We start from the raw sequence: 11,964 nt of genomic DNA, 5'->3' as shown, positions 1-11,964 counted from the left end.
CCGTGGACTTGGGGRTGACCGAGTGTGTCCAGTACGGTCAGGCATGACCCCACCTTCCAGGGGGGATCATCGATGGGTGGGCCGCCCGGTGGAACCGTTCGTAGATCACGAGCTCGTCGACCATCACTGCCATGGTCTGGTCGGCCGCGATCTGACTCGCCMGGAATTCGAAAGCATGATCACTGAGGCGGAACACCCCGGACCACCGGGGACGACGCTGTTCGACAGCCAGATCGGCTTCGCCCTGCGGCGCTGGTGCGCGCCGGTGCTCGACCTGCCGGCGCATGCCGCGCCGGAAGACTACCTCGAACGCCGGGCGGAGCTTGGCCACGCCGAGGTGCACCGGCGGCTGCTGCGTGCCTGCGGGATCACCACGTTCTGCGTTGACGCCGGATTCCAACCGGAGCCGCTGACCAGCGCCGCGGAGCTGGCCGAGCTCGCCGGCGGACGCGGCGTGGACGTGGTGCGGTTGGAGCGGGTCGCCGAGCAGGCCGCGGTCGACGTCATCACCGGGCAGATCGGCATGACCCACCTCGCCGACACCGTGCGGGCCCGGCTCGAGTCCACCCGCCCCACCATGGTCGCGGTGAAGTCGGTCGCGGCCTACCGCGGCGGCCTGGAGCTGCCCGCACAGCGACCGACCGACCGCGAGGTCGCCGCCGCCGMTCGCGGCTGGATCCACGAGATCCGCGCCGGCGCCCCGATCCGGCTGACCGACCCCACCCTGCATGCCTTCCTCATCTGGTGCGGGGTCGACGCGCGGCTCCCCATCCAGATCCACGTCGGATACGGGGACAGCGACATCGACCTGCGCCGGGGCAACCCACTGCTACTCACCGGCCTGCTGCGGGCGATAGCACCGACCGAGGTCAGTGTGCTGCTGCTGCATTGCTACCCGTTCCACCGGGAGGCTGGCTACCTGGCCCAGGTGTTCCCGAACATCTACCTTGACCTCGGGCTCGCCATCCACAACTGCGGCCGCGGCTCGGCCGGCCTGCTCGCGCAGGCACTCGAACTCGCCCCGTTCGGCAAGTTCCTCTTCTCCACCGACGCCTTCGCGCTCGGCGAGCTGTACCTGCTCGGGGCCGTCCTGTTCCGGCGTGGGCTGTCGGCGTTCCTCGCGGCGGGCGTCGCCGACGACGCCTGGACCGCGGCGGACGCCAAGCGGGTCGCCCGGCTCATCTGCGCGGACAACGCCCGCCGCGTCTACAACCTGTACAACCCGCCCTGACCAGCACGGGCGGCTAGGCGGTCAGCCTGCGGCGGCCGGCGGGCAGAGGCAGAACGGGTGACCGACCGGGTCGAGAAGCACCCGCCACCGGTCCCCGCCCGGCTGGAACTCGGCCTGCCTCGCCCCGAGGCCTTCCGCCAGGGCGATGGCGGCCGTCAGGCCGGCGACCCGGAAATCCAGGTGGAACTGCTGCGGGGCGTCCTGGTCCGGCCAGCGCGGCGGCTGGTAGCCCGCCACCCGCTGGAAACCGATCATGATCTCGGTCCCCGGTGGGGTGAGGTATGCCCAGGCCCCCTCGTCGTCGGCGCCGGCGACGCCCCAGCCGGTCAACGTGCCGTAGAAGGTCGCGAGCTCCTTCGCGTCCGGACAGTCGAGCATCAGTCCGGCCCAGGTCACCGCCGCGTCACTCGCGAAGCCAGCACTTGCGGACCCAGCCGCCGCACCGGTAGCGGCCGTGTCCCCGGTCCTGTCCACACCCGTCTCCCGAGCCGGGTCCGTTCCCGCCATGGCGATCTCCTTCGCGTTCCGGTGTCGATGCGTCGGATCCCATCCTCGAAGCCATACCTGACTTCTCCTGGCAGGTATGGCCCGGGGAGAATCGGGCATGCGTGCCAGCCGGCTCCTCTCCGTCCTGCTGCTGTTGCAGACCCGTGGGCGGCTCACGGCGCGTGAGATCGCCGACGAGCTCGAGGTCTCCGTGCGGACGGTCTACCGGGATCTGGAGTCCCTCGCCGAGGCCGGGGTTCCGGTGCTGGCAGACCGCGGTGCCACCGGCGGGTACCGGCTGCTCGACGGCTTCCGCACCCGGCTGACCGGGTTGACCTCCGGCGAGGCCGACTCCCTGTTCCTCGCCGGCATGCCGGCGGCCGCCGGCGAGCTGGGGCTCGGCACGATGCTCGCGGCGGCGGAACTGAAGCTGATGGCGGCGCTGCCCGAGCAGCTGCGCGAACGGGCCGGCCGGGTGCGGGAGCGCTTCCATCTCGACGCGCCCGGCTGGTTCCGGGCCACCGAGGACACGCCGCTGCTGACCGAGGTGGCAGCGGCGGTGTGGGAGCAGCGCCGCGTCCGGGTCACCTACCGGCGTTGGCGGGCCCCCCGCGAGATCATCCGCCACCTCGAACCGCTCGGCGTGGTCCTCAAAGGCGGCACCTGGTACCTGGTCGCCAACGTCGCACACGGCACCCAGGGCGTAGGCCTGGCCGAGGACGCTGGCAGCACCCGAGACCCTGACGGCACCCGAGCCGCAGGCGCCACCGAGAGTGCGGACGGCAGCGGAGGCACGGAACCGGCGGGCGGGCCGGCCACTCTGCCCCGGGTGTACCGGGTCGCGAAGATCCTCAGCCTTGAGACGACCACCGAGACGTTCGAACGGCCGCATAGCTTCGACCTCGGCGCCTACTGGGCCGGCTGGACGGCCCGCTACGAATCCGAGGTCTACCGGACGCGGGCGACCGTGCGGCTTTCCCCGACCGGCGTGACGATGGCCCCCTTCCGGCTACCCCCGKCGGTCGCCCGCGCCGTCCGGGAGACGGCGAGCGCACCGGAGGAGGACGGCTGGGTACGCGCGGTCGTGCCGATCGAGTCCGTCCGGCACGCCGAGCGCGAGCTGCTCGTACTCGGCCCGGATCTGGAGGTGCTCCACCCCCCGGAGCTACGCGAGGCGGTGACGCGCGCCGTGGGCGCGCTCGCCGCGCTATACGGCGCACCGGCGCCGGGCAACGACGGAAGTCGCAGGCCCGTCGCCGGGAACCACAACCTGCCGGCACCCTGACTGTACGCTCTRTACGCGACAGCATGCCCTCCAGATAGGCGCGGGCCTGCTCCCTGGCCGTATCAGTGCTGAAGACCGATTCGCCGGAAAGAGACCACATAGAGATCACTACGACTGTAGTACTACGGCACACGAAGATGATGTCCGTTACCGGCTCCACGATGCCGCCTCCGGCACCGGCACCGGCAGCAGGAACCGGAAGACCGTGCCGGCGCCGACGGCACTGGACACCTCGACCCGGCCGCCGTGGGCGGYGGCGGTCGCCGCGACGATGGACAGCCCCAATCCGTTGCCACCATGCCCCCGGGCCCGGCTGTCCGCGGCCCGGTAGAAGCGGTCGAACACGTGCTCGGCGACCTCCGGTGGTATGCCCGGCCCGTGGTCGATGACGTGAAGCTCCGCGCCCCCGGGGGTCCCGGGGCCGGCGGGGCCGGTCGGCGCGGCGTCCGCTGGCAGCGCCTGCAGCCACACCTCGATCGGCGTCTCGGGCGGGGTGTGGACGCGGGCGTTGGTCAGGAGGTTGCCGGCGAGCTGGCGCAGCGCGTTCTCGTCGCCGAGGACGACGCAGCTCGCCGGGAGCTCGGCGCTCACCGGGCGCTCGGGGGCCGCGACCCGCAGGTCGGCGACGGCGTCGCGGACGAGCCCGGCGAGGTCGATCCCGGCCCGCCGCATCGGTCGCTGCTCGTCGAGGTGGGCCAGGTACAGCAGGTCGTCGACAAGGGTGCTCATTCGGGCGGCCTCCTCCTGGACCCGGCGTAGCGCGTCATCCGCGTCGACCGCCGTCACCATTCCGCCGCGCAGCAGATCGGCGTAGCCGCGGATCGAGGTCAACGGCGTCCGCAGCTCGTGGGAGGCGTCGGCGGCGAAGCGGCGGAGCTGCTCCTGGGATGTGACCCGGGCGGCGAACGCGGCCTGGATCTGGCCGAGCATCGTGTTGAGGGCCGTGGCGAGCTGACCGGTCTCCGAACGGGCCGACCCCGCCGGCACCCGCCGGTCGAGATCCCCCCCGGCGATCGCCGACGCGGTGGAGATCATCTGACGCAGTGGGCGCAGGCCACGGGTCAGCCACACCCAGGCGAGCACGGCGATCGCGGCAAGCACCGTGAGACCCACCGCAACTTCGATCATCACCAGTCGGTGGACCGTCTCCGTGACCGGCTTCAGCGGCAGCGCGACGAGGACCCGCGGCCCGCGCGGACTGTCCCGGACGACCGCTCGGTACCGCTCCCGGTCGGCGATGACGGTGAACGGTGTGGCACCCCGGTCCCCGGCGGCGTCCAGCAGGGGCGTGGCCGGCGGCGTGGGAGTCACCGAACCCGCGATGYGCAGCACCGTCCCGTCCGTCCGCCGGATCTCCACCAGGTAGTCGGTCGGCGCCACGGCCCGCTCCACCCCGGCCCGGCCCAGCGCCTCCCACCGGGACAGATAGACAGCGGCCGGCAGGCCGCCCAGCACCCGCGCGCGGGTGAGCTGCTGRTCGATCCGGTCGTCCAGGTAGGCACGCAGCGCGAACACGCTCGCCCCACCCACGATGACCAGTCCCAGTGCGGTCAGCGCGATCAGGCCGGACATCAGCTTCAGGCGGAGCGTCACCGGTTGGACCCCGCCACCGGAAGGCGCAGCACGTAGCCAAAACCGCGCTGGGTGTGGATGAGGGACGGGCCGTGCCGGCCGAGCTTGCGCCGCAGGTAGCTGACGTACTGGTCCACGATGGTCGACTCGCCCCCGTAGTCGTAGCTCCACACCGCGTCGAGGATCTGGGTCCTGGACAGCACCCGGTTAGGGTTGGTCAGGAAGTACCGCAGCAGGGAGAACTCCGTCGGCGACAGGTCGATCGGCTCCCCGGCGCGGCGGACGAGATGGGCGTCCGGGTCAAGTTCCACGTCGGCGAACCGCAGCGGGGACGGCGGCGCGGGTGCCGGTTCGGCCGGCGGAGGTGACGTCCGGCGCAGCACGGCCCGGACCCGGGCGAGGAGCTCGTCGACGGCAAACGGCTTGGTGACGTAGTCGTCGCCGCCGTAGGTGAGGCCGGCGATCTTGTCCCGGTGAGCGTTGCGCGCGCTCAGGTAGACGACGGGTACCGGGTGCCCGTCCGCGCGCAACCTCCGGCAGATCTCGAAGCCGTCGATGTCGGGCAGCATCACATCAAGGATCATCAGATCCGGCCGGGCCGCGACGGCCAACTCAAGCGCCGCCCGACCGGTGGTCGCGGTCAGGACGTCGAAACCATGGAAACGTAACGCCATCCGCAGCAGATCGACGATGTTCGGCTCATCGTCGACGACCAGCACACGCGGGGCAGTGGACATGTCCGGCTCCCTGGACGCGACCTCGATGCGGCGGGTGGACGGCGATGCGAACGGCGATGCCGGCATCGTCCGCATCGAGTTCATCCGAGCATCATGAGAGTTCGGTGTGAGCCGGATGCCGACCGGGCGCGCCGGGACTGTCCGCCCGGGCCTCCTCGCCGGGCCTGGCGAGGAGGCCCGGTCCCGCAGCGGGACTGCCTCGGCGGAACAGTTCCACGCTCGGTAATCCACACCCGCGGGACATGGTTAACACATGATCCCTCTGGAACAGTTCCCCAATGAAATCRCTCACGGACATCGACCTGATACGCGATCTGGAGCCCGTCGCCGAGGCCAACCTGAACCGGCATCTCGGCGTCGCTGCCGAATGGATGCCGCACGAGTACGTACCCTGGGGCGAGGGCMGCGACTTCGACAGCCTCCCCTGGGAGCCCGGGCAGTCGAAGCTTTCGCAGATCGCGCAGATCGCGTTCGAGGTCAACCTGCTGACCGAGGACAACCTGCCCAGCTACCACCGAGAGATCGCGGACGCGTTCGGCCAGGACGGCGCCTGGGGAAGCTGGGTGCACCGGTGGACCGCCGAAGAGGGGCGCCACTCCATAGCAATGCGCGACTACCTCCTGGTCACCCGGGCGGTGGACCCGATCGCCCTCGAACGCAACCGCATGTACCAGATGGGCAAGGGCTACGACAGCCGGAACAAGTCCCCGCTGGAGGCAACGGTGTACGTCTCCTTCCAGGAACTGGCGACCCKGGTGAGCCACCGCAACACCGGCCGTTTCTGCGGGGAACCGATCGCCGAGAAGCTGCTCACGCGGGTGGCGACGGACGAGAACCTGCACATGATCTTCTATCGGAACGTGATCGCGGGGGCGCTGGAGCTCGACCCCTCGCGTACTGTGGTGGCCATCCGCGACGAGCTCGTCAACTTCCAGATGCCCGGCACCGGCATCCGTGACTTCGGCCGCAAGGCGATCCAGATCGCCCGGGCCGGCATCTACAACCTGCGCATCCACCACGACGACGTGGTGTTGCCGGTCCTGCGTCACTGGCGGTTCTTCGACCTGGAGGGCCTGAATGGCGAGGCTGAGAAGGCCCGCGAGGAGGTCTCCGCCTTCGTCACCGGGCTCGACGCCCTCGCGACGCAGCAGGAAGCGAAGCTGGYGCGGACCACGGAACGTGCCACCCGGCGAGCCAAGGCGCTGGCCTCGGCCTAACGCATAACCTGCATAACCCGGAAAACCCGGAAAACCCGGGATGGTCTCACTGTCCGTAGCGTCCCTACCGGGTGGCGAGGTGTTCGCAGATCGTGTCGACACCAGTCTCCCGGTCCACCACCAGCCACGGGGAGACCCAACTCCGGGCCGCCAGCTCCTCGTACATCCGCGCGCACCGCTCCTGCAGCCCGTCGTCGGATTCGAAGGTGTCCAGCGCCCGCCCCCGGTCGGCCCCGGCGCGGGCGAGCGTACCCGCCCGCGCCGTCCCCACCGGGATCCGCAGCAGGACCTGGAGATCGGGCACCGGCAGCGCGAGCGCGCCGAGTTCCAGCTCGGCGATCCAGGCGGGAAAGCTCTCCCGCTCGGTGGCCGGCAGCCGCGCCGCGCCGTACGCCGCGTTCGACGCCACGTAACGATCGATGATCATCAGATCGTGCGTACGGACGAGAGCGTCGAGTTCGGGACGGGAGTTGGCCCGGTCGAGCGCGAACATCATCGCGCTCGCCCGGGGGGAGGCCGCGAGCGGCGCAAGCCGCGGATCGCCGGCCAGCAGGCCACGCACCGCCGGGCCGAGGGGCTCGGTCGCATAGCGGGGATAGGCGAGCGTCGCGACGCTGCGGCCGGCGGCGGTGAGGCGGGCGACCAGCCGCCCGGTCAGCGTGTTCTTGCCCGCGCCGTCAACGCCTTCGATCGCGAGGATCATCCTCCTGGCACCTCCCCGCCACCGGCCGTCGTGAGCCCTCGGGCCGCGACGGCCACCCTCAGGCCGCAGCGTAACCGTAACAAGGAGACAATCCGTAACAAGGGCATCGCAAGGACACGTCGAAACCGGTCGACCACCGGCCGGGCGCTTCCTCCTCCCGGCTGCGTCCCGGCTCCCGGCTGCGTCCCGGCCCGTACGCCGGATACGTCCAGTGGCGGATGTCGGCACGACGGCGGCTCGCTACCGTCGGAGAGATGGTAGAGGCCAGGCGCGGCATCTTCCCGGTGATCGGTGACCTCCTGTTCACCGCGTTCACCGCGGCGGCGTTGCTCCGCGGTTCCGGGGAGGTTGGTGCCGACCAGGTGCCCCCCTCCCGGCCGTTGGATGCCTTCGCCTACGTGCTGCTCGCCCTGCTGGCCGCCGCCATCCCCCTGCGCCGCCGGGCTCCGTTGGCCATGCTGATGGCCACGAGCCTGCTCCTCGGCGGCTACCTCGGCACCGGCTACCCGCACGGCCCCGCCTTCTTTCCCGTGATCGTGTCCGGGCTCGCGGTCGGGCTGCGCCACGACCAGCGGACGACGAGCCGAGCCGTGGGGGTCTGCGTTCTGCTGATCTTCCTCGGCTCGGTCGTCGCGCTACTGCGGKGATATGCCGACGGCGGCTGGAAGTTCGGCATCACGATGATCGGGACGGTCGCGTCCTGCACCGTCCCCGCCTTCGTGGGCGCCCTGATCAGACTCAACCGCATCGCCTCTGCGCAGGCCAAGGAGGAGGCGACCCGCCGCCGGATCGAACAGGAACGGCTGCGGATGGCTCGCGAGGTCCACGACGTCGTGGGCCACAGCCGGTCCATTATCTCCCTACAGGCCGCGGTGGCGCTGCATGTGCTGGACCGGCGTCCCGAGCAGGCCCAGGTGGCCCTGGAGGCCATCCGCCGGACGAGCGTCGACGCGCTGGACGAGCTGCGGGCCACCCTGGCGCTCACCCGGGCCGGCCGGCGGGCGGACCCGGCGGCGGCCGCGGACTCCGTCACCGCCGCCGCCAGCGCCGCCGCCACCACCAGCGCCGCCGCCGCGTCCTCGACGGATACCCGGGAGGGGGGACCGGCAGGGCCCGCGAGGCGCCTGACGAGCCGCCCAGGACCCCGTTGACGGGACTCGGCCGACTCCCGAGCCTGCTGCGCGAGGTCCGGCTCTGCGGGGTGCCCGTCGAGCTCGTCACGCAGGGAGACTCCCAGGATCTCACGGGCCTGCCGGCGGACCTCGATCTGGCGGCCTACCGCATCATTCAGGAGTCGCTGACCAACGTGCTCCGGCACGGGGAGCCGAACGGAGTACGGGTGCGCGTCACCATGGGGATCATCGACGGCCGGCTCGTCGTCGACGTCACCGACCAGCCGGGCACGGCCGCGGAGCTCGGCGGAAGCCTCACCGCCGGACCGGTCCGGGCCGGCGGTTGGCAGGTCCGGGCCGAGCTTCCGGTGCATACCGGCGGCGGCCGGACGTTCCCCAGCTGGGTGACCCGCTCGTGATCCGGGTGGCGGTGGCCGACGACCAGCCGCTGGTGCGGCTCGGGCTGCGGGTACTCATCGAGACCGAGGACGATCTGGAGCTCGTCGGCGAGGCCGAGGACGGTCGGGCCGCGGTCGAACTCGTCCGCGCCACCCGACCCGACGTCGTGCTGCTCGACATCCGCATGCCGGTCCTCGACGGGCTGGCGGCGCTGCGGACGATCGTCGAGGATCCCGACCTGGCCGCTACCCGGGTCGTCATGGTCACCACCTTTGAGCTGGACGAATACGTCTTCGAGGCGTTGCGGGGCGGCGCCTCGGGCTTCGTGCTCAAGGACACCGAGGCCGCCGACCTGCTGCGAGCGATCCGGGTCGTCGCCGCGGGCGAGTCTCTGCTCTCCCCGACGGTGACCCGACTCGTCATCGAGACCTTCGCCCGCCGGCCAGCCGCCGTCGCCGCCCCGGACCTGCGCGGGCTGACCGTGCGGGAACGCGAGGTGATGAGCCTCGTCGGCCACGGGCTGTCCAACGACGAGATCGCCGCCCGACTGGTGATCAGTCCGGCGACGGCCCGCACCCACGTGAGCCGGGTGATGGTGAAACTGGCGGCGCGGGACCGGGCCCAGCTCGCCGTCCTGGCCCACCAGGCCGGCCTCGTCTGAGCCGGCTGGGCGTACCCGGTGCTGCGTCACATTGCGTACGACGATGCCGCCGCTGGACGGACGACGTGAGGGGGCGGCCACACCAGTCTGATTCCCATGATGACAACCACTGGCGGGCCCGGTTCGCCATCACCCGGCGCCACCCGGCCCGGCACCRCCCGGCCGGTACCTGAGACAGACCGGCCGGCCGCCGTCGACGTCCAGGGTCTGACCAAGCGTTACGGGCGCCGGACCGTCGTCACCGGTCTCGACCTCACGATTCCCGAGGGGGTCGTCGCCGGATTCGTCGGGCCCAACGGGGCCGGCAAGCCCGCAACTGAAGTAGCTGATTGCTCTATTTGATCTACCGCCGGGCGGTCCCCTACGCGCGGAGCACCGGGAGTCAGCCTCCAGTGGATCTAGCCCGTCAGCATGACGGGAGCCGGGGGCCATGTGTCGTGTCTCTCGCGCGGCTCCGAAAGTCGTCATGGGGTCTGGMCGATTTCGGGCCTCAGAAAGTCAATCCCGGGCCTACGAACTTGCGGGACGTCCTGAGCAGTCGGTGGGAATTCTTGCGGGCCTCTGCTACGCTCCGCATCGGAGGTGACGGCATGCCCGACATAATGCCTGGTGACAGGATTGCCCAGATACGGYGTAGGCGCTCTCTCTCACAGGAAGAGCTAGCCGCACGCTCTGGTGTCAGCGTCGCCGTAATCAGAAAGCTAGAGCAGAATCGACGGGCGGGGGCTCGAATAGAAACGCTTCATGCGTTGGCCCGTGGTCTGAACGTTAAGACCTCTGAGCTTTTCGATAACGGCGAATCTGTGGCGCCGCGGGACTCTCTTCAGGAACCTAGTCTCTGGGCACTGCGGAAGACGCTAATGCCTTCGTCGGATAGCCTGAATTCTGCCCCCGCCAGCGAACCACCCGCGCTAGACGAAATTGGCAAAACCTTGGCTCGGGCGGGGCGCGCTTACAACAGTTCTCGCTATCAGCTCGCCGCTACAGAGCTGCCCGGGATACTCGATGCGGCACAAGTAGCAGTGTCGCACTATGACGGCGACGATGAACTAACCGCATTGCGCTATCTGRCTCAGGCGTACCGCCTTGCAGGGGCCGTACTCATCTACCTTCGACACGAAGACCTCGGCTATTGGTCTGTGATGAAGGCAAAGGAGACGTCATCCCGTGCGGGTAGCGAAATCCTAGATGCGACCGCCACCGGCGTGCTGTCATGGTATCTACTAAGACAAAGGCGCTTCGATGAAGCGGAAGAAATCGCGGTACGCGCTGCCGAAAACATCGAACCTTCGATGACCAAGGCCACACCTCAGCATCTCTCGGTGTGGGGAACATTGCTTCTTCGAGGTAGTAGCGCGGCATCCCGAAATAACCGGCCTGATACATCGCACGAACTGATCCAACTTGCTCGCATGGCGGCTGTTCGGGTCGAGACCGACAGGATAGATTACGGGCCGCATGCATGGATCTCTTTCGGGCCGACTGTGGTCGAGACGGCATCCGTTGAAAACACTCTTATAGGTGGCGATCCGTCTCTAGCACTCCACCTGGCTCGGTCCGTCCGACCATCGAAGAAGATGTCTTCGGGTAGGTGGTCTCGCCATCTACTGACCGTGGCCGAAGCGCAGGTCTCTACGCATAATTACCCGGGTGCAACGAGAACTCTGGTGAGCATCCGAAAGTCTGCTCCCGAATGGCTGAGAAATCAACGGACGGCGCATTCATTGGTCGGCACATTGTTGGATGCTACCGGCGTCCGCACCGCAAAGAGTAGTGGCCTTAGCGAGATGGCCGACTTCATGGACCTCCGACCATGACAATATCCCTGGTCGCAACGATTCGAGATCAGCCGTCCCACACTTTCGAGAGTCTTCACCGGTTGTAAGCATCCTGCAACTGGACAACGCCGTACCTCCGCCCGAAGTCCTCAAGGTTCCGGGCGGGTACGGCGAGAACGGTCGACGTCGCGGCCAGTCGGACGCGCAGCGAAGCTAGATCGGAAACGGCGCGATTGTTACGAATCCGGATTGACTAGTTGTCGCACGAGGGAGGGTCCGGGAAATTCTGCCGGTATAGCGTCCATGAGGGTCTCATCGGCAGACTGGCCGAGCCAATACCCGGACTGTMGCCGTTCCCCGATCTTCCGGAATCCGGCCTTCTCGTAGGCGCGGATTGCTCCTGTGTTCGGGGTCAGCACCGACAGGTAGACGCATCGAAGATTGGAAATATGAAAGGCGTAATCGAGTGTTAGGCGGGTAGCTTCGGTTCCTATACCTTTGCCTCGGCTGGACGGGTTGAGCTGGATTATAAACTCGCCGGTCCGTACGTGATGATCGATGAGTACGGCAGTGGTCCCCACAGKGGTTGGCGGGGTTGTCGTTATGTCGTAGACGGTGAATCGTAGTTGATCGTCGGTACCTCGTGCCTGATGCTGGACTCCTTCTCGCCGGTTTTCGAGTGAGTCCGGAGTCTGACGACCGTATCCGACCAATACACTCGGGTCTTGTTCCCACTCCCAATACAGCTCGACCAGACTGGCGGAGAAGGGGCCTAGTCCCAAT

At 69.0% G+C, this 11,964-nt stretch carries 12 protein-coding genes and 1 pseudogene; 8 read left to right on the top strand and 5 right to left on the bottom strand.

Translation table 11 applies throughout. The features are described 5' to 3' along the window. Positions 1 to 175 precede the first annotated feature (175 nt). Entirely contained in the window at positions 176 to 1,231 is a 1,056-nt protein-coding gene (locus tag CcI156_RS11720) for an amidohydrolase family protein (RefSeq protein WP_371681799.1), read from the top strand. A 21-nt stretch (positions 1,232 to 1,252) separates the two neighbouring features. On the opposite strand, the gene CcI156_RS11715 is transcribed toward CcI156_RS11720, so the two are convergent. Continuing rightward, positions 1,253 to 1,738: a VOC family protein gene (locus tag CcI156_RS11715; protein ID WP_011434778.1), complete on the bottom strand. Its 486-nt coding sequence runs from the start codon at positions 1,736 to 1,738 to the stop codon at positions 1,253 to 1,255. Between the two features lie 97 nt (positions 1,739 to 1,835). Here CcI156_RS11715 and CcI156_RS11710 point away from each other — a divergent pair, with 97 nt between their 5' ends. Continuing rightward, on the top strand, positions 1,836 to 3,002 hold the full coding sequence (locus tag CcI156_RS11710; protein ID WP_076805676.1) for a YafY family protein: 1,167 nt from the start codon (positions 1,836 to 1,838) through the stop codon (positions 3,000 to 3,002). Between the two features lie 147 nt (positions 3,003 to 3,149). Here CcI156_RS11710 and CcI156_RS11705 read toward each other — a convergent pair whose 3' ends face one another. Further along, the gene (locus CcI156_RS11705; protein WP_076805657.1) at positions 3,150 to 4,595 is read right to left on the bottom strand and encodes a cell wall metabolism sensor histidine kinase WalK; all 1,446 of its coding nucleotides are present in this window, start codon (positions 4,593 to 4,595) and stop codon (positions 3,150 to 3,152) included. After that, positions 4,592 to 5,311, bottom strand: coding sequence for a response regulator transcription factor (locus CcI156_RS11700; RefSeq protein ID WP_011434773.1), 720 nt, complete (start codon positions 5,309 to 5,311; stop codon positions 4,592 to 4,594). Before CcI156_RS11700 ends, CcI156_RS11705 begins: the two co-directional genes overlap by 4 nt. A 278-nt stretch (positions 5,312 to 5,589) precedes the next feature. Between CcI156_RS11700 and CcI156_RS11695 the strand changes: the two genes are divergently transcribed. Then, a complete protein-coding gene (locus CcI156_RS11695; RefSeq protein WP_076805655.1) occupies positions 5,590 to 6,528 on the top strand; it encodes an acyl-ACP desaturase in 939 nt (312 codons plus the stop codon). A 64-nt stretch (positions 6,529 to 6,592) separates the two neighbouring features. Here the strand turns inward: CcI156_RS11695 and CcI156_RS11690 are convergent, their stop codons facing one another. Then, positions 6,593 to 7,231, bottom strand: a complete 639-nt coding sequence (locus tag CcI156_RS11690; RefSeq protein WP_011434771.1) for a dTMP kinase — start codon at positions 7,229 to 7,231, stop codon at positions 6,593 to 6,595. A 254-nt stretch (positions 7,232 to 7,485) separates the two neighbouring features. Here CcI156_RS11690 and CcI156_RS11685 point away from each other — a divergent pair, with 254 nt between their 5' ends. The 5 genes and pseudogenes from CcI156_RS11685 to CcI156_RS11665 all read left to right on the top strand — a co-directional run bounded on the left by CcI156_RS11685 (position 7,486) and on the right by CcI156_RS11665 (position 11,220). Further along, a complete protein-coding gene (locus tag CcI156_RS11685; RefSeq protein ID WP_076805653.1) occupies positions 7,486 to 8,382 on the top strand; it encodes a histidine kinase dimerization/phosphoacceptor domain-containing protein in 897 nt (298 codons plus the stop codon). Continuing rightward, entirely contained in the window at positions 8,379 to 8,762 is a 384-nt protein-coding gene (locus CcI156_RS11680) for a sensor histidine kinase (protein WP_011434769.1), read from the top strand. The genes CcI156_RS11685 and CcI156_RS11680 overlap by 4 nt, the downstream gene beginning before the upstream one ends. Next, a complete protein-coding gene (locus CcI156_RS11675) occupies positions 8,759 to 9,403 on the top strand; it encodes a response regulator transcription factor (RefSeq protein WP_011434768.1) in 645 nt (214 codons plus the stop codon). Before CcI156_RS11680 ends, CcI156_RS11675 begins: the two co-directional genes overlap by 4 nt. Positions 9,404 to 9,993: 590 nt before the next feature. Continuing rightward, positions 9,994 to 10,182 (top strand): annotated as a pseudogene (locus tag CcI156_RS27725) (helix-turn-helix domain-containing protein); the annotation flags it as partial. 81 nt (positions 10,183 to 10,263) lie between these two features. Continuing rightward, complete coding sequence (locus tag CcI156_RS11665) at positions 10,264 to 11,220, top strand: XRE family transcriptional regulator (RefSeq protein WP_254847381.1); 957 nt, start codon at positions 10,264 to 10,266, stop codon at positions 11,218 to 11,220. A 197-nt stretch (positions 11,221 to 11,417) separates the two neighbouring features. Here CcI156_RS11665 and CcI156_RS11660 read toward each other — a convergent pair whose 3' ends face one another. Then, the gene (locus tag CcI156_RS11660; RefSeq protein ID WP_076805646.1) at positions 11,418 to 11,963 is read right to left on the bottom strand and encodes a GNAT family N-acetyltransferase; all 546 of its coding nucleotides are present in this window, start codon (positions 11,961 to 11,963) and stop codon (positions 11,418 to 11,420) included. Between the last annotated feature and the right edge of the window lies 1 nt (position 11,964).

Source organism: Frankia sp. CcI156 (genome assembly GCF_001983015.1).
GTDB classification, from domain to species: Bacteria; Actinomycetota; Actinomycetes; order Frankiales; family Frankiaceae; genus Frankia; species Frankia casuarinae.
This window is presented reverse-complemented; position numbering and strand designations above follow the sequence as displayed.

What these genes read in the sequence shown, in the direction of transcription:
- CcI156_RS11715 (WP_011434778.1), bottom strand. Translation starts at nt 1,738, where the DNA reads ATGGCGGGAACGGACCCGGCTCGGGAGACGGGTGTGGACAGGACCGGG.
- CcI156_RS11700 (WP_011434773.1), bottom strand. Translation starts at nt 5,311, where the DNA reads ATGTCCACTGCCCCGCGTGTGCTGGTCGTCGACGATGAGCCGAACATC.
- CcI156_RS11690 (WP_011434771.1), bottom strand. Translation starts at nt 7,231, where the DNA reads ATGATCCTCGCGATCGAAGGCGTTGACGGCGCGGGCAAGAACACGCTG.